This window comes from Achromobacter sp. UMC71 (assembly GCF_014170305.1).
GTDB lineage: Bacteria > Pseudomonadota > Gammaproteobacteria > Burkholderiales > Burkholderiaceae_B > Achromobacter.
Map to the genome: position 1 here is coordinate 64,036 of NZ_LZZT01000006.1, position 17,139 is coordinate 81,174.

12 protein-coding genes and 4 tRNA genes are annotated in these 17,139 nt (G+C 62.0%); 1 reads left to right on the forward strand and 15 read right to left on the reverse strand.

Translation table 11 applies throughout. The features are described from left to right. Position 1 precedes the first annotated feature (1 nt). Positions 2-1,363 (reverse strand): serine/threonine protein kinase, encoded by a 1,362-nt coding sequence (locus tag A9974_RS01980; RefSeq protein WP_183002486.1) that lies wholly within the window; start codon positions 1,361-1,363, stop codon positions 2-4. 157 nt (positions 1,364-1,520) lie between these two features. On the opposite strand from A9974_RS01980, the gene A9974_RS01985 reads away from it, so the two are divergent. Next, complete coding sequence (locus tag A9974_RS01985; protein WP_183002487.1) at positions 1,521-1,916, forward strand: TssQ family T6SS-associated lipoprotein; 396 nt, start codon at positions 1,521-1,523, stop codon at positions 1,914-1,916. 111 nt (positions 1,917-2,027) lie between these two features. Here the strand turns inward: A9974_RS01985 and rpoC are convergent, their stop codons facing one another. From rpoC to A9974_RS02055, 14 genes are all read right to left on the reverse strand, one after another. After that, complete coding sequence (gene rpoC / locus A9974_RS01990; RefSeq protein ID WP_183002488.1) at positions 2,028-6,272, reverse strand: DNA-directed RNA polymerase subunit beta'; 4,245 nt, start codon at positions 6,270-6,272, stop codon at positions 2,028-2,030. Next, positions 6,272-10,384 carry a DNA-directed RNA polymerase subunit beta gene (gene rpoB, locus A9974_RS01995; RefSeq protein WP_025141326.1) on the reverse strand — a complete coding sequence of 1,371 codons (4,113 nt, stop codon included), beginning with the start codon at positions 10,382-10,384 and terminating at the stop codon, positions 6,272-6,274. Before rpoB ends, rpoC begins: the two co-directional genes overlap by 1 nt. A gap of 162 nt (positions 10,385-10,546) precedes the next feature. Further along, complete coding sequence (gene rplL / locus A9974_RS02000; RefSeq protein WP_013397031.1) at positions 10,547-10,927, reverse strand: 50S ribosomal protein L7/L12; 381 nt, start codon at positions 10,925-10,927, stop codon at positions 10,547-10,549. A gap of 81 nt (positions 10,928-11,008) precedes the next feature. After that, on the reverse strand, positions 11,009-11,533 hold the full coding sequence (gene rplJ, locus A9974_RS02005) for a 50S ribosomal protein L10 (RefSeq protein ID WP_006392087.1): 525 nt from the start codon (positions 11,531-11,533) through the stop codon (positions 11,009-11,011). A gap of 270 nt (positions 11,534-11,803) precedes the next feature. Then, a complete protein-coding gene (gene rplA / locus A9974_RS02010; RefSeq protein WP_025141328.1) occupies positions 11,804-12,505 on the reverse strand; it encodes a 50S ribosomal protein L1 in 702 nt (233 codons plus the stop codon). Between the two features lie 2 nt (positions 12,506-12,507). After that, a complete protein-coding gene (gene rplK / locus A9974_RS02015) occupies positions 12,508-12,939 on the reverse strand; it encodes a 50S ribosomal protein L11 (RefSeq protein WP_006389587.1) in 432 nt (143 codons plus the stop codon). A gap of 62 nt (positions 12,940-13,001) precedes the next feature. Further along, on the reverse strand, positions 13,002-13,535 hold the full coding sequence (gene nusG / locus A9974_RS02020; protein WP_025141329.1) for a transcription termination/antitermination protein NusG: 534 nt from the start codon (positions 13,533-13,535) through the stop codon (positions 13,002-13,004). A gap of 9 nt (positions 13,536-13,544) precedes the next feature. Then, on the reverse strand, positions 13,545-13,925 hold the full coding sequence (secE, locus tag A9974_RS02025) for a preprotein translocase subunit SecE (protein ID WP_175192347.1): 381 nt from the start codon (positions 13,923-13,925) through the stop codon (positions 13,545-13,547). Positions 13,926-13,989: 64 nt separating this feature from the next. Further along, positions 13,990-14,065: transfer RNA gene (locus A9974_RS02030), tRNA-Trp, on the reverse strand. Between the two features lie 143 nt (positions 14,066-14,208). Next, entirely contained in the window at positions 14,209-15,399 is a 1,191-nt protein-coding gene (gene tuf / locus A9974_RS02035; RefSeq protein WP_183002480.1) for an elongation factor Tu, read from the reverse strand. A gap of 57 nt (positions 15,400-15,456) precedes the next feature. Beyond that, positions 15,457-15,531, reverse strand: a tRNA-Thr gene (locus tag A9974_RS02040). Between the two features lie 10 nt (positions 15,532-15,541). After that, a tRNA-Gly gene (locus tag A9974_RS02045) sits at positions 15,542-15,615 on the reverse strand. A 154-nt stretch (positions 15,616-15,769) separates the two neighbouring features. Beyond that, positions 15,770-15,856, reverse strand: a tRNA-Tyr gene (locus tag A9974_RS02050). 115 nt (positions 15,857-15,971) lie between these two features. Next, a complete protein-coding gene (locus tag A9974_RS02055; protein ID WP_183002489.1) occupies positions 15,972-17,135 on the reverse strand; it encodes an iron-containing alcohol dehydrogenase in 1,164 nt (387 codons plus the stop codon). Between the last annotated feature and the right edge of the window lie 4 nt (positions 17,136-17,139).

Here is a 17,139-nt window from a genome sequence, read left to right on the forward strand (position 1 = left end):
GTTATTGGAAGACGTGCGAAATGACGGCAGGCTTGCCCGGCTTGATTTCGAGCGTTGCGCGATAAGGCGGCAGATCGGCGTTGCGCAGCACCACCTTGTACTTGCCGGGGATGAGCCGCAACTCCTTCACCGGCGGACTGATGCCGCGCGCGATGCCGTTGATCCAGACCTCGCCCCACGGGCGGATATCCAGGCGCACCAGGACAGGCACGGGTTTCGGCTTGGGCGCGTCTTCCTGGGCAGCCGCGGCGGGCGGTTGCAGGTCGTGCGCGGATGGCTCTCCCCCCTGGCTCGGATCCACCAGCACTGATGGATTGGCATCGGGCGCGGGCGTTGCGGCACCACCGTCCGGTGAGGCCGGAATGCCGGGCGCTGGCGAAGCCGCTCCAGGCGATGGTGCAGCCGTTCCAGGCGCAGGCACCCCAGTCGGCGCCGGAGCCGTTGCAGAAGCCGATCCCGCCGAGCCTGAGCCAGACTCGGCGGCCTGCGGCAGGACCGCCGCCGGCTGAGGCGGCTGCGCCAGCGCGGTGGCCGGCGGCGCCGGCTGGACAGCGGGTGGATTGGGCTGCACCACCTCGGACCGGGTAATCAAGGCGTTGCTCGCGCCAGGCCCGACGTGGAGCCAGGCGTAGACGCCTACGCCAACCAGAGCCACTACCAGCAACAGCGCCAGCAGCGGCCGTCCTGCCCCGCGGGGCTTGCCCACGGCCTCCACGGGCGCCACTGGTGCGGCGGCGACTTCGGCGACGGCCGGATCATTAGCGACCGGCGCGGCCTCGGCGTACGCGGATATGCTCAGCATCGTGGCCAGTTCCGCCAGGGTCTGGGGACGGTCGACGGGCAACATCGCCAGGCCCCGGTCGATCACGCTGAGAAATGCCGGTGTGTATTTTGCCAGGCCCAGCGAGGCCAGGGGTTCATAGCTGTCGGTGGCCCGGCGTTCGGGCGCGGGCGGCGGGCGGTGGCCGATGACCAGGGCGTGCATGACCGCGCATAGCGCGTAGACGTCCGTCCAGGGGCCTCGCGGCCAATCCGCCGAGTCGGTGTACAGCTCGAACGGGGCAAATCCCGGCGCGGGCGTCACGCCCGCCCGGCGCGACCGCGGCACCGACAATTCGGGCAGCAAATGCGCACGCGCGCCTTCGTCCATGCCGACCGTATCCAGGGAAATGTCGCCACATATTTCGCCCTGCGCGTGCAGGCCCATCAGCGATGGCAGCAAATCCGACAGCAGCCGCTTGATGCGTGCTTCCGGCACGCCGCCCGCCGCGCTGGCGGCGATGGCGCTCAAGGGGCGCAAGGCTAGCGGCGCAGCCCCTGAAAATGGGCTGCGCGGCGTATGCAGGCCGGCGGATGAGGACATATTCAATACTGCGCGATGAACGCAAAAATTTTGGTTGACGGCTGATAAGCGGAATATTATCCAATCCGTTACGCAAGGACATTGCCGAAAATGTCCGAGCGCATCAGGCTGTGGCACGATAGCGTATCGCCAAAATCCCTCAATTCGTTGAACGCCTATGAAAATTCGCTTAGTTGGCAGTTTGCTTGGATTATCGGCCTTGCTGGCCGGCTGCGTCGGCCTGCCCTCCTCCCCGCCGGAAAAACCACCCACGCCCGAGGCGCTGGCCCAGCTGCAGCAGGTGCGCGACCAGTACAGCGCCGGCCGGTACGGCGAAGTCATCCGCCAGGTCGCCAAGTCCGATGAACTGGCATCGTCTAGCAAGGCCGTACGCATCGAGGCCTACAAGCTGCAGGCGTTCAGCTACTGCGTCAGCCGTTACGCCCAACTTTGCGAGGACAGCTTCGCCCGTATCCTGCAGCTGGACCCGGCTTTCGAGCTGGCTACCAATGAGGCCGGCCATCCCGTCTGGGGCCCGGTGTTCCAGCGCGCCAAAGGCCAAGCCTCAAAATAAGACGAAAACACCTGCGCCCAGATAAAAAAAGGCCGCTGATTCGCATCAGCGGCCTTTTTGCTTCTGGCCTCCCCCGCCGGTACCGCGCGGGGGATTCGCCGGACAATCCGCTTATTCGGCGGCGTCCTCGGTACCCACGTCGGCCGACGGGGCATCGGCGTCCGAGCCCACCGTGACCGGCGAGTCTTCGAACGGGTTGGCCAGCTGGCGGGCGGCTTCGCGTTCCGCGGCCTCCAGCTCTTCCTTGTCGCGGCGGGCGTGGTGGTACGCCAGGCCGGTACCCGCCGGAATCAGGCGGCCGACGATGACGTTTTCCTTCAGGCCACGCAGGTCGTCGCGCTTGCCCATGATGGCGGCTTCGGTCAGGACACGCGTGGTTTCCTGGAACGAGGCAGCCGAGATGAACGAGTCGGTCGACAGCGAGGCCTTCGTGATACCCAGCAGCACGTTGTCGTACGTCGCGGGGATGCGGTCTTCCGCGATGCAACGGTCGTTCGCGTTCAACAGCTCGGAACGCTCGACCTGCTCGCCCGGGATGAACTCGGTATCGCCAGCATCAACGATGTTCACGCGGCGCAGCATCTGACGAACAATCACTTCAATGTGCTTGTCGTTGATCTTCACGCCCTGCAGACGGTACACGTCCTGCACTTCGTCGACGATGTAGGTCGCCAGCTTCTCGATGCCTTGCAGGCGCAGGATGTCGTGGGGATCGGCCGGGCCGTCCACGATCATTTCGCCCTTGTTCACCACTTGACCGTCGTGCACCAGAACCTGCTTTTCCTTCGGAATCAGGAACTCGTGGCTCACGCCTTCCAGGTCGGTGATGACCAGACGCTGCTTGCCCTTGGTGTCCTTACCGAACGAAACCGTACCGGTGACGTCGGCGAGCATGCCGGCATCCTTCGGCGAACGGGCTTCGAACAGTTCGGCCACACGCGGCAGACCGCCGGTAATGTCGCGGGTCTTTTGCGATTCTTGCGGAATACGCGCCAGAACTTCACCCACGGCAACCTGCTGGCCGTCACGCACGGTAATCAGCGCGCCCACCGGGAACGTGATGTTCACCGAGTGATCGGTGCCGGCGATCTTGACGTCGTCGCCGTTCTCGTTGGCCAGCTTGATCTGCGGACGCATGACGATCTTGCCGCCACGGGTCTTGGGCGTGATGACGACGAGCGTCGACAGGCCGGTGACTTCGTCCACCTGCTTGGCAACGGTCACGCCTTCTTCGATGTTCTCGAAGCGGACGGCGCCGCCGTATTCCGACACGATCGGACGGGTCAGCGGGTCCCACGTCGCCAGACGCGCGCCAGCCTTCACGGCTTCGCCATCGCCCACCAGCACGGTCGCGCCGTACGGGATCTTGTGGCGTTCGCGTTCGCGGCCGTTGTCGTCGAAGATCGCCAGTTCGCCCGAACGCGAAATCGCGATGCGTTCGCCCTTGGCGTTGGTGACATACCGCATCGTGCTGGCAAAGCCAACCGCGCCGCTAGACTTGGTTTCCACCGCGCTGGCCAGGGCCGAACGCGACGCCGCGCCACCGATGTGGAACGTACGCATCGTCAGCTGCGTGCCCGGTTCACCGATGGACTGGGCGGCGATAACGCCAACCGCTTCGCCCTGGTTGACCGGCGAGCCGCGGCCGAGGTCACGGCCGTAGCAGTGCGCGCACAGACCGTGACGCGTTTCGCACGTCAGCGGCGTGCGGACCTTGACTTCGTCCACACCGATACGGTCGATCATGTCGACCATGTCTTCGTCCAGCAAGGAGCCGGCGGTGATGGCCGTTTCCTGCGTGTCCGGGTTGATGATGTCGATGGCAGCCACGCGGCCCAGGATGCGGTCGCGCAGCGGTTCGATGACTTCACCGCCTTCCACCAGGGCCTTCATGTTGTAGCCCTGCGACGTGCCGCAATCGTCCTCGGTGATCACCAAGTCTTGCGTCACGTCGACCAGACGACGGGTCAGGTAGCCCGAGTTCGCGGTCTTCAGTGCCGTATCGGCCAGACCCTTACGCGCGCCGTGAGTCGAGATGAAGTACTGGAGTACGTTCAGGCCTTCACGGAAGTTCGCGGTAATGGGCGTTTCGATAATGGAACCGTCCGGCTTGGCCATCAGGCCGCGCATACCGGCCAGCTGGCGGATCTGGGCGGCCGAACCGCGGGCGCCCGAGTCAGCCATCATGTAGATGGAGTTGAACGATTCCTGGCGCACTTCTTCGCCGTGACGGTTGATCACGGGCTCGGTGGCCAGTTGTTCCATCATCGCCTTGCCGACCTTGTCGCCGGCCTTGCCCCAGATGTCCACCACGTTGTTGTAGCGTTCTTGGGACGTGACCAGACCCGACGAGTACTGCTTGTCGATTTCCTTCACTTCGCGGCTGGCTTCGGCCAGGATGCCTTCCTTGGCGGTCGGGATCAGCATGTCGCCCATGGCGATCGAGATACCGCCGCGCGTGGCCAGCTTGAAGCCGGACTGCATCAGCTTGTCGGCAAAGATCACCGTGTCGCGCAGGCCGCAACGGCGGAACGACTGGTTGATCAGGCGCGAGATTTCCTTCTTCTTCAGCGCCTTGTTCAAGACGGTGAAGGGCAGGCCCTTGGGCAGGATTTCGGACAGCAGCGCGCGGCCGACCGTCGTTTCGTGACGGCGGATCACCGGCTGCCATTCGCCTGCTTCGTCGCGCTCGTGCTCTTTCAGACGCACGGTAATGCGGGTTTGCAGTTCGACTTCGCCGTTGTCGTAGGCACGCTGCACTTCAGCGACGTCGGTGAAGAAGATGCCTTCGCCCTTGCCGTTGATGCGCTCGCGCGTCGTGTAGTACAGACCCAGCACGATATCCTGGGACGGCACGATCGACGGTTCGCCGTTAGCCGGGAACAGCACGTTGTTCGACGCCAGCATCAGCGTGCGCGCTTCGAGCTGGGCTTCCAGCGACAGCGGCACGTGGACGGCCATCTGGTCACCGTCGAAGTCGGCGTTGAACGCCGCGCAAACCAGCGGGTGCAGCTGGATGGCCTTGCCTTCGATCAGGACCGGCTCGAACGCCTGGATGCCCAAACGGTGCAGCGTGGGCGCACGGTTCAGCATGACCGGGTGTTCGCGGATGACTTCTTCCAGGATGTCCCAGACCACCGGTTCCTGGCTTTCCACCAGCTTCTTGGCAGCCTTGATGGTCGTGGCCAGGCCCATCATCTCCAGACGATTGAAGATGAACGGCTTGAACAGTTCCAGGGCCATCAGCTTGGGCAGGCCGCACTGATGCAGCTTGAGCTGCGGACCCACCACGATGACCGAACGGCCCGAGTAGTCGACGCGCTTGCCCAGCAGGTTCTGACGGAAACGACCGCTCTTGCCCTTGATCATGTCGGCCAGCGACTTGAGCTGGCGCTTGTTGGCGCCCGTCATGGCTTTGCCACGGCGGCCGTTGTCCAGCAGCGAGTCGACGGCTTCCTGCAGCATCCGCTTTTCGTTGCGCAGGATGATTTCCGGCGCCTTGAGCTCCAGAAGGCGCTTCAAGCGGTTGTTGCGGTTGATGACGCGGCGGTACAGGTCGTTCAGGTCGGAGGTCGCGAAGCGGCCGCCGTCCAGCGGCACCAGCGGACGCAGGTCCGGCGGCAGCACGGGCAGCACTTCCATGACCATCCACTCGGCCTTGATGCCCGACTTCTGGAAGCCTTCCAGCACCTTCAGGCGCTTGGAGATCTTCTTGATCTTGGCTTCCGAGCTGGTGGCCTTCAGTTCGCCGCGCAGCGTTTCCACTTCGCGGTCGATGTCGATGGTACGCAGCAGTTCGCGCACGGCTTCAGCGCCCATCAGGGCACGGAAGTCGTCGCCGTATTCTTCGGTCTTGGCGAGGAAATCGTCATCCGACATGATCTGGCCGCGCTTGAGCGGCGTCATGCCAGGTTCGATCACGCACCAGGCTTCGAAGTACAGCACGCGTTCGATGTCGCGCAGGGTCATGTCGAGCACCATGCCCAGACGCGACGGCAGGCTCTTCAGGAACCAGATGTGCGCGACGGGGCTGGCCAGCTCGATGTGGCCCATGCGTTCACGGCGAACCTTGGCAACGGTAACTTCAACGCCGCACTTTTCGCAGATCACGCCACGATGCTTCAGGCGCTTGTACTTGCCGCACAAGCACTCGTAGTCTTTGATCGGGCCAAAGATCTTGGAGCAGAACAGGCCGTCGCGCTCGGGCTTGAACGTGCGGTAGTTGATGGTCTCGGGCTTGCGAACTTCGCCGTAAGACCACGAACGGATCTTCTCGGGCGAGGCGATGCCGATCTTGATGGCATCGAACTGCTCGTCTTGCGAGACTTGCTTAAAGAGGTCGAGTAGCGCTTTCATTAGTTACGCTCCAAATCCATGTCCAGGGCCAACGAGCGGATTTCCTTGACCAGCACGTTGAACGATTCCGGCATGCCGGCGTCGATGACGTGGTCGCCCTTGACGATGTTTTCGTAAACCTTGGTACGGCCGTTGATGTCGTCCGACTTCACCGTCAGCATTTCTTGCAGGGTGTAGGCGGCGCCGTATGCTTCCAGCGCCCACACTTCCATTTCCCCGAAACGCTGGCCGCCGAACTGCGCCTTGCCGCCCAGCGGTTGCTGGGTAACGAGCGAGTACGGACCAGTGGAACGCGCGTGCATCTTGTCGTCGACCAAGTGGTGCAGCTTCAGGTAGTGCATGTAGCCGACGGTCACGGGGCGCTCGAACTTCTCGCCCGTGCGGCCGTCGTACAGCCACGCCTGGGTACGCGAAGGCGTCAGCGCCATGCGCTTGGCGACGTCGTCCGGATAGGCCAGTTCCAGCATCGTGGTGATTTCCTCTTCGGTCGCGCCGTCGAAGACGGGCGTCGCGAACGGCACGCCGTTCTTGAGGTTCTGGGCCATTTCCATGACTTCTTCGTCGGTCAGCTCGTCAATGCGCGCACCGGTACCGGTCGTGTTGTAGACCTTGTCCAGGTAGGCGCGGACGTTCTTGACCTGCGCAGTGCGCTCGTCGCGCAGCAGATCGGCGATGCGATGACCCACGCCCTTGGCAGCCCAGCCCAAGTGCACTTCCAGCACCTGACCGACGTTCATCCGCGAGGGCACGCCCAGCGGGTTCAGAACGATGTCGGCCGGCGTACCGTCAGCCATGTGAGGCATGTCTTCCACCGGCGTGATGCGCGAGACCACACCCTTGTTGCCGTGACGGCCGGCCATCTTGTCGCCAGGCTGCAGACGACGCTTCACGGCCAGGTAGACCTTGATCATCTTCAGCACGCCCGGGGGCAGCTCGTCGCCTTGCGTCAGCTTCTTGCGCTTTTCTTCGAACGCCAGATCGAACTGGTGACGCTTCTGCTCGAGCGATTCCTTGGCCTGTTCCAGCACGACAGCGTGCGGCTCATCGGCCAGACGGATGTCGAACCACTGCCAGCGGTCCAGATCTGCCAGGTAAGCCTTGGTGATCGTGGCGCCCTTGGCCAGCTTGCGCGGGCCGCCGTTGACGGTCTTGTTGACCAGCATCTTTTCGATACGGTCGAACTGGTCGTTTTCAACGATGCGCAGCTGGTCGTTCAGGTCTTGACGATAGCGGCGCAGCTCATCGTCGATGATGGACTGGGCGCGCTTGTCGCGCACGATGCCTTCACGCGTGAACACTTGCACGTCGATCACGGTGCCGGTCATGCCCGAGGGCACGCGCAGCGAGGTGTCCTTAACGTCGGACGCCTTTTCACCGAAGATGGCGCGCAGCAGCTTTTCTTCCGGCGTCAGCTGAGTTTCGCCCTTGGGCGTGACCTTGCCGACCAGCACGTCGTCGGCGCTGACTTCGGCGCCGATGTACGTGATGCCCGAATCGTCCAGGCGGTTCAGTTGCGTCTCAGCCAGGTTGCTGATGTCGCGCGTGATTTCTTCCGGACCGAGCTTCGTGTCGCGAGCCACGACCGTCAGTTCCTCGATGTGCACCGAGGTGTAGCGATCGTCAGCCACAACCTTTTCGGAGATCAGGATCGAGTCTTCGAAGTTGTAGCCGTTCCAGGGCATGAACGCGATCAGCATGTTCTGACCCAGGGCGAGTTCGCCCAGGTCGGTCGATGCGCCGTCGGCCAGCACGTCGCCCTTGGCGACCTTGTCGCCACGCTTGACGATGGGACGCTGGTTGATGTTCGTGTTCTGGTTGGAACGCGTGTACTTGATCAGGTTGTAGATATCGACACCGACTTCGCCGGCGACGTTTTCTTCGTCGTTCACGCGGATAACCACGCGTTCGGCGTCGACGTGGTCGACCAGGCCGCCACGCAGCGCTTGCACGGTGGTGCCCGAGTCAACGGCCACGGTGCGCTCGATACCCGTACCCACGACCGGCTTTTCCGGACGCAGGCAAGGCACGGCCTGGCGTTGCATGTTGGCGCCCATCAGTGCGCGGTTCGCGTCGTCGTGCTCCAGGAACGGAATCAGCGAGGCAGCAACCGACACGATCTGCGACGGGGCAACGTCCATGTAGTGCACGTTGGCCGGCGCGGTCAACATGGTTTCGCCAGCTTCACGGCAAGCCACCAGGTCGTCCACGAACTTGCCGTCTTCGTCGAGCGCGGCGTTAGCCTGGGCGATGACGTAGTGGCTTTCTTCGATGGCCGACAGGTAATCGATCTGCTCGCTGACGCGGCCATCGATAATCTTGCGGTAAGGCGTTTCCAGGAAGCCGTACTCGTTCAAGCGAGCGTACAGCGCCATGGAGTTGATCAGGCCGATGTTCGGGCCTTCCGGCGTTTCGATCGGGCAGACGCGGCCGTAGTGGGTCGGGTGCACGTCGCGGACTTCGAAGCCGGCGCGTTCGCGCGTCAGGCCGCCCGGGCCCAGTGCGGAAACACGACGCTTGTGCGTGATTTCCGACAGCGGGTTGGTCTGGTCCATGAACTGCGACAGCTGGCTCGAACCGAAGAACTCCTTGATGGCAGCCGAGATCGGCTTGGAGTTGATCAGGTCGTGCGGCATCAGGTTTTCGGTCTCGGCCTGGCCCAGACGTTCCTTGACGGCGCGTTCGACACGCACGAGGCCGGCGCGGAACTGGTTTTCGGCCAGTTCGCCAACGCAACGCACGCGACGGTTGCCCAAGTGATCAATGTCATCGATCTGGCCACGACCGTTACGCAGCTCAACCAGCACCTTGATGGTTTCAAGGATGTCTTCGTTGGTCAGCGTCATCGGGCCGGTGATGTCTTCACCACGGCCCAGACGGCTGTTGACCTTCATGCGGCCAACGCGCGACAGGTCGTACGTTTCTTCGCTGTAGAACAGGCGCTGGAACAGCGCTTCCACGGCTTCTTCGGTGGGCGGTTCGCCAGGACGCATCATGCGGTAGATGGCAACGCGCGCGGCCATCTGGTCGGCGGTTTCATCGGTACGCAGCGTTTGCGAGATGTACGGGCCGCGGTCCAGGTCGTTCGTGTAGAGCGTCTGGATGTCGTGCACGTTGGCGGCGCGCAGGGCGGCCAACACGCTTTCCGTGATCTCGTCGTTGGCGTTGGCGATGACTTCGCCGGTGTCCGCGTCAACGATGTTCTTGGCCAGCACGCGGCCGTACAGGAAGTCTTCCGGCACGGAGATGCGCTGGATGCCGCCGGCAGCCAGATCGCGCAGATGCTTGGCGTTGATGCGCTTGTCTTTTTCGACAATCACCTTGCCCGAGCGGTCCGCGATGTCGAAACGGGCCATTTCGCCCTTCCAACGCTCGGCCACGAATTCCATCATGGCGCCTTCGCTCTTCAATTCGAAGTTATCGAAATCGAAGAAGTTGGCCAGGATGGATTCCGGCGTCATGCCGATGGCCTTGCACAGGATCGTGACAGGCATCTTGCGACGACGGTCGACGCGGAAGAACAGGACGTCCTTCGGGTCGAATTCGAAGTCCAGCCACGAGCCGCGGTAAGGAATCACGCGGGCCGAGAACAGGAGCTTGCCGGAGCTGTGCGTCTTGCCGCGGTCGTGCTCGAAGAACACGCCCGGCGAACGGTGCAGCTGGGACACGATGACACGCTCGGTGCCATTGATAACGAACGAACCAGTGCCCGTCATGAGCGGAATTTCGCCCATGTAGACTTCCTGTTCCTTCACTTCCTTGACGGTGGGCTTGCTGACTTCGCGGTCAAGCAGCACCAGGCGGACCTTGGCTCGCAGGGGCGAGGCATAGGTCAGGCCACGTTGCTGACATTCCTTGACATCGAACACCGGTTCGCCGAGCACATAGCTCACGAACTCCAAGCGCGCCATACCGTTGTGACTAACGATCGGGAAAATCGACGAAAACGCCGCCTGCAAACCGTCGGCTACGCGATCGGACGGGGCGGTATCCGCCTGCAGGAAAGTTAGGTAGGATTGAAGCTGTGTCGCCAAAAGGAAAGGAACGTTTTGAACGTCTTCACGCTTGGCGAAGCTTTTGCGGATGCGCTTTTTTTCGGTGTACGAGTAAGGCATGAGCACTCCGACTCGAGGTTGCATGGGCCGTCAACCACGGCCCCAGGTGATACGACTCCAGGAAACCCCTCTGAAAGGTCATGACCCCAGTAGGGGTTTCCTGGAAACGCAAAAGCCCGGGGACTGCAAACTGTGCTGTCCCCGGGCAAATTGACGCAGGTCTTACTTGACTTCGACCTTGGCGCCAGCTTCTTCCAGCTTCTTCTTGGCGGCTTCGGCGTCAGCCTTGGCCACAGCTTCCTTGACGGGCTTCGGAGCGCCGTCAACCAGGTCCTTGGCTTCCTTCAGACCCAGACCGGTCAGCTCGCGCACGGCCTTGATGACGCTAACCTTGTTGGCGCCAGCTTCGGTCAGAACGACGGTGAACTCGGTTTGCTCTTCAGCAGCGGCGGCAGCGCCACCAGCGGCGGGAGCAGCGACAGCGACAGCGGCGGCAGCAGCCGACACGCCGAACTTCTCTTCCATTTCCTTGATCAGCTCGGACAGCTCGAGCACGGTCATGCCAGCGATGGCGTCAAGGATTTCAGCTTTGTTAAGTGCCATTTTTCAGAACTCCAAAAATTTTGGTAATGCCAGGGTTTGGGTGTCGCTCGGTCGTTCAGCGAATTCCGTGAAGGAGGGCGATTAAGCCGCTGCCTTCTGGTCGCGCACGGCGGCGAGGCCACGGGCGAACTTGGTCGGAACTTCGTTGAGCGTACGCACGAATTGCGCGATGGGGGCTTGCATGGTGCCCAGCAGTTTCGACAGCAACTCTTCGCGCGAGGGCATGGTGGCCAGGGCCTTCACACCATCTTGGTTCAGCAGGCTGTTGGGCAATGCGCCCGCCTTGATGACCAGCTTGTCGTTGCTTTTCGCGAAACCTGCGAGGACCTTGGCCGCCGAAACCGGATCAGTGCTGATGCCATAGATCAGCGGACCGGTCAGTTGCTCAGCCAACGGCTCGAAAGCCGTGCCGGCAACAGCACGACGGGCCAGCGAGTTCTTCAGAACACGCAGATACACGCCCGATTCACGCGCAGTTTTGCGCAGTACGGTGACAGAGGCGACGTCCAGACCACGGTACTCGGCGATAACAATCGATTGCGCCTTGGCCACTTCGGCCGAGACTTCCTCGATTACCACCGCTTTCTCTTGACGATTGAGACTCACGGTTTGAACACTCCATCAAAAGACGCTTGGGGCCTAAGCCTTGCGCGTCAACCGAATGCGGCGCCTGGTCGAGTTCTTCAGATAAAGAATTCTTCCTGGGGACGCCGTCTACGCTGGATCCGAACTATGCGAGCTTCGGGATTAAGCGGGGCAGCGGGGGGACTGCTTCCAGTGGAAGGAGAACCTTCGCACTGCCCTGCTCCAGCGGTCTTTGACAGCAACATCCGGAGGGATCCGGATGCAGCCCAAAGTACGTTTACTGCTGCTGGCTTAGTTGGAAGCCGACAGCGAGGCAATTTCCACGCGCGCACCGCCGCCCATCGTGGACGAGACAGCCAGCTTGCGCAGGTAGATGCCCTTGGACGCGGCGGGACGAGCCTTTTGCAGGGCGTCGACCAGTGCGGCCAGGTTGGTTTGCAGCTGTTCCACGCCGAACGACGCACGGCCGATCGTTGCGTGGATGATGCCGGCCTTGTCGGTACGGTACTGAACCTGACCAGCCTTGGCGTTCTTGACAGCGGTGGCGACGTCGGGCGTCACGGTGCCGACCTTCGGGTTCGGCATCAGGCCACGGGGACCCAGGATCTGGCCCAGGGCACCCACGACACGCATCGTGTCGGGCGAGGCGATGACGACGTCGAAGTCCATTTGACCGGCCTTGATCGCGTCAGCCAGGTCGTCCAGACCGACGATGTCGGCGCCGGCGGCCTTGGCGGCTTCAGCCTTGTCGCCTTGGGCGAACACGGCCACGCGGACCGACTTGCCGGTGCCGGCGGGCAGCACGACCGAACCACGGACCAGTTGGTCCGACTTCTTCGGGTCGATGCCGAGTTGCACGGCCACGTCAATGGATTCATTGAACTTGGCGACAGCGGTTTCCTTGACCAGGGTCAGGGCTTCGGCGACCGGGTACAGCTTGGTGCGGTCGATCTTTTGCGCAATGGCGGCGGCGCGCTTGGACAGTTTTGCCATGATTAGATCCCCTCAACCGTGATGCCCATGCTGCGGGCGCTGCCAGCGATCGTACGCACAGCGGCGTCCAGATCAGCGGCGGTCAGATCGGGGCCCTTGGCCTTGGCGATTTCTTCAGCCTGGGCGCGGGTCAGCGTGCCGACCTTGTCGGTATGCGGCTTGGACGAACCCTTTTGCACACCGGCGGCCTTCTTGATGAGGACCGTCGCGGGCGGGGTCTTCATGATGAAGGTGAAGCTCTTGTCGGCGAAGGCGGTGATCACCACCGGAATCGGCAGACCAGGCTCCATGCCTTGGGTCTTGGCGTTGAACGCCTTGCAGAATTCCATGATGTTCAGGCCACGCTGACCCAGGGCCGGGCCAATCGGGGGGGAGGGGTTAGCCTTACCAGCCGGCACTTGCAGCTTGATAAAGCCGACGATCTTCTTCGCCATGCTTTGCTCCTTGCGGGTTATATCGCCCTAGCACAAAGGCCAGGGCTCCCCGGGGGTTGAAATCAGGTCTTTTCGACCTGGCTGAAATCGAGTTCGACGGGCGTGGCACGACCAAAAATCGTGACCGACACGCGAACCTTGCTCTTTTCGTAGTTGACTTCTTCGACGTTGCCGTTGAAGTCCGCAAACGGACCTTCCTTGACCCGAACCATCTCGCCCACTTCGAACAGGATCTTGGGGCGGGGTTTCTCGACACCCTCTTCCATCTGGGAGAGGATCTTCGCGACTTCCTTTTCGGAAATCGGGGTCGGACGATTGCCCGAGCCACCCAAAAAACCGGTGACGCGGTTGGTGTTCTTGACCAAATGCCACGTTTCGTCGGTCAGGTCCATTTCAACCAGGACGTAACCGGGGAAAATGCGGCGTTCGGTGATCGACTTCTGACCACCCTTGACCTCGACGACTTCTTCGGAGGGCACAAGGATCTGGCCAAAAGACGTTTGCAGGCCCGCGCGCTCAATGCGCTCGATCAGGGCCTTATGTACGCTTTTCTCCATGCCGGAGTACACATGGACGACATACCAACGCTTACTCATTTGCCGTCCTTATTTCCAGCCCAACAGCAGGCCGTAGAGAATCCATTCGATGCCCTTGTCGAGCACCCACATGAAAATGCCCATGATCGCCACGAACGCGAAAACGATACCCGTCATCTGGGTCGTTTCCTTGCGGGTGGGCCACGAGACACGCTTGACTTCGTTGTAGGACTCGCTGGCGAAGCTCAAGGTGCGGCGGCCGGGTTCGCTGAACCAGGCGATCACAGCTGCGATCACGAGGCCGCCGACGAACACGCCGACACGTGCAGGCATCGGCTGCGCGCTAAGCACGGAAAACCCGACGATGCCAGCAATAACGACGAGAACCGCCAGCCCGAGCTTCACCCGGTCGGCGGTACTGGTTACGGTTTCTACGCTGGTATTAGACATATTGCGACGCGAGCCGCCGTGAATGCGTAACTCGCGATGATCTCCCGCGGGTTTATCCTGGCGGTGGCAGGGGCAGTAGGAATCGAACCTACAACCTTCGGTTTTGGAGACCGACGCTCTGCCAATTGAGCTATGCCCCTAAAACACTACACGTGCACTACATTTCAACCACTTTCCGCACCTGTCACCTGCGTGGCAGCTTGCGGAACCATACATAGTACTACTTTTACAGCAAAGATGGATAGAGGGGCTTGAGAGCCCACTCTACCCATCTGGGTATTGCTTACTTCAGGATCTTGGCGACGACGCCGGCGCCGACGGTACGACCGCCTTCACGGATGGCGAAACGCAGACCTTCTTCCATGGCGATCGGGGCCAGCAGCTTGACGGTCATCGTCACGTTGTCGCCCGGCAGAACCATTTCCTTGTCGGCCGGCAGGTCGATCGTGCCCGTCACGTCCGTCGTGCGGAAGTAGAACTGGGGACGATAGCCGTTGAAGAACGGAGTGTGACGGCCGCCTTCTTCCTTGGACAGGATGTACACCTCGGACGTGAAGTCCGTGTGCGGGGTGATCGAGCCCGGCTTGGCCAGCACTTGGCCGCGCTGGACGTCTTCACGCTTGGTGCCGCGCAGCAGGATGCCCACGTTGTCGCCGGCTTGACCTTGGTCCAGCAGCTTGCGGAACATTTCCACGCCGGTGCAAGTCGTCTTGACCGTCGGAACGATACCGACGATTTCGATTTCTTCGCCGACCTTGACCACGCCACGTTCGATACGGCCGGTCACCACGGTGCCGCGACCCGAGATCGAGAACACGTCTTCAACCGGCATCAGGAACGCGCCGTCAACGGCACGCTCAGGCGTCGGGATGTAGGTGTCCAGCGCTTGCGCCAGCGACAGAATCGCTTGCTCGCCCAGTTCGCCCTTGTCGCCTTCCAGCGCCAGCTTGGCCGAACCCTTGACGATCGGGGTGTCATCACCCGGGAAGTCGTACTTGGACAGCAGCTCGCGAACTTCCATTTCCACCAGCTCGAGCAGCTCGGCGTCGTCAACCATGTCAGCCTTGTTCAGGAAGACGATGATGTACGGCACGCCAACCTGGCGGCTCAGCAGGATGTGTTCACGCGTTTGCGGCATCGGACCGTCAGCGGCCGACACGACCAGGATCGCGCCGTCCATCTGGGCCGCGCCCGTGATCATGTTCTTGACGTAGTCGGCGTGGCCCGGGCAGTCAACGTGCGCGTAGTGACGCGATTCCGTTTCGTACTCGACGTGAGCCGTGTTGATCGTGATACCGCGTGCCTTTTCTTCAGGAGCTGCATCGATCTGGTCGTAGCCCTTGGCTTCGCCGCCAAACTTGCTCGACAGAACGGTCGTGATCGCCGCCGTCAACGTCGTTTTGCCGTGGTCAACGTGACCAATCGTACCCACGTTCACGTGCGGCTTGGTACGTTCAAACTTGCCTTTTGCCATGGCTGACTCCTGACCTGGATTGCGCTTCTGACTGAAGAAAAGAACTTTGGAAATTAGTGGTGCCCATGGCGCGGATCGAACGCGCGACCTCTCCCTTACCAAGGGAGTGCTCTACCACTGAGCCACATGGGCATGTAAATCTTGGAGCGGGTGAAGGGAATCGAACCCTCGTCGTAAGCTTGGAAGGCTTCTGCTCTACCATTGAGCTACACCCGCGGGCTATCCATTCACCACGTCTTGTACTGCTTTCCCAGACTTTCAAAATCAAGGCCCGGGGAACCTTACAACCTTCGTTGCGAAGGCCGCCCAGTTCCCTAGGCCTACATTTTAAAATCCAGGCAAACATCGCCTGGATTCAGGTATGGGTCTCTGGTGGAGGAGGTTGGATTCGAACCAACGTAGACGCAAGGTCAACAGATTTACAGTCTGCCCCCTTTAACCACTCGGGCACCCCTCCAGCGGAGAACTTGAGATTATGAACACTTTCAAATCCGCTGTCAAACGCCAGGGGCGAAAAATATTCAAATCTTTTGTCCTACCTCCGCCGCGTTTCCGCGCAGAGGGGGCGAAGCTTACAAGATTCCGCGAACGGCTGCACGGAAAAGTTCGGCGTACTGGTCTGGCGTGTACGCGACGGGGTTGGTTCCGCCCGACGGATCCTCGCTGGCCATGCGCCCCACCCGCTCGGCTTGTGCATCATTGATGCCGATGTCGGCCAGGGTATGCGGAATGCCTACGGTTTCGCGCAGGGCCAGCACCCAGTCCAGCACCGCGCCGGGGCTGTCACCGGGCAGCGACAGATAGCGCGCCAGCGCCTGCAACCGGGGCGCCACCGCGTGTTCGTTGGCCTTGAGCACATAGGGCATGAGAATCGCATTGAGCATGCCGTGGTGCGCGTCGTACAGCGCGCCCAGCGGATGCGCCAGCGCGTGCATCGCGCCGAGTCCGCGCTGGAATGCCGTGGCGCCCATGCTGGACGCCACCAGCATCTGCTGGCGCGCCTGCAGGTCGGTGCCGTCCGCCACGGCCTGCGGCAGGTATTCCTTGATCATGCGCATGCCTTCGAGCGCGATGCCGGAAGCCATGGGATGGAAAAACGGCGAACAGTAGGCTTCCAGGTTGTGCGACAGCGCATCCATGCCGGTGGCCGCGGTGATCCTGGGCGGCAAGCCGACCGTCAGTTCAGGGTCCAGGATGACAATGGCCGGCAGCATGCGCGCGTGAAAGATGATGCGCTTGACGTGCGCGGCTTCGTCGGTGATGACGGATGCGCGTCCGACTTCAGAGCCGGTGCCCGCGGTGGTCGGCACTGCCACCACCGGCGCCATGCCGGCCACGTTGACGCGCAGGTAGTTGTCGCCCACGTCTTCGAAATCCCACAGCGGACGATTCTGGCCCGCCATCAGCGCAATCGCCTTGGCCGCGTCCAGCGCCGAGCCGCCGCCAAAGGCAATTACGCCATCGTGCCGCCCTTCGCGATAGCGTGCGACGCCGTCGACGACGTTGCGGCCCGTCGGGTTGCCCTTCACTTCATGGAACAGGCCACATTCCAGGCCAGCCTGGCGGCAAGCACGCACGGCCTCACCGATCATGGGCAACGCAGCCAGGCCCGGATCGGTGACCAGCAGCGGCCGCGTCATGCCGAGTTCGCGGCACCATTGCGGCAGTTCCTTAATGCGGCCCGGGCCCGCCTTGATGGCAGTGGGATAGTTCCAGTTGACGCTGGGGACGTTCATGTCG

Excerpts from the sequence above, each read along its gene's own strand:
- A9974_RS01980 (WP_183002486.1), bottom strand. The coding sequence starts at position 1,363 with ATGTCCTCATCCGCCGGCCTGCATACGCCGCGCAGCCCATTTTCAGGG.
- A9974_RS01985 (WP_183002487.1), top strand. The coding sequence starts at position 1,521 with ATGAAAATTCGCTTAGTTGGCAGTTTGCTTGGATTATCGGCCTTGCTG.
- rpoC (WP_183002488.1), bottom strand. The coding sequence starts at position 6,272 with ATGAAAGCGCTACTCGACCTCTTTAAGCAAGTCTCGCAAGACGAGCAG.
- rpoB (WP_025141326.1), bottom strand. The coding sequence starts at position 10,384 with ATGCCTTACTCGTACACCGAAAAAAAGCGCATCCGCAAAAGCTTCGCC.
- rplL (WP_013397031.1), bottom strand. The coding sequence starts at position 10,927 with ATGGCACTTAACAAAGCTGAAATCCTTGACGCCATCGCTGGCATGACC.
- rplA (WP_025141328.1), bottom strand. The coding sequence starts at position 12,505 with ATGGCAAAACTGTCCAAGCGCGCCGCCGCCATTGCGCAAAAGATCGAC.
- rplK (WP_006389587.1), bottom strand. The coding sequence starts at position 12,939 with ATGGCGAAGAAGATCGTCGGCTTTATCAAGCTGCAAGTGCCGGCTGGT.
- nusG (WP_025141329.1), bottom strand. The coding sequence starts at position 13,535 with ATGAGTAAGCGTTGGTATGTCGTCCATGTGTACTCCGGCATGGAGAAA.
- secE (WP_175192347.1), bottom strand. The coding sequence starts at position 13,925 with ATGTCTAATACCAGCGTAGAAACCGTAACCAGTACCGCCGACCGGGTG.
- tuf (WP_183002480.1), bottom strand. The coding sequence starts at position 15,399 with ATGGCAAAAGGCAAGTTTGAACGTACCAAGCCGCACGTGAACGTGGGT.
- A9974_RS02055 (WP_183002489.1), bottom strand. The coding sequence starts at position 17,135 with ATGAACGTCCCCAGCGTCAACTGGAACTATCCCACTGCCATCAAGGCG.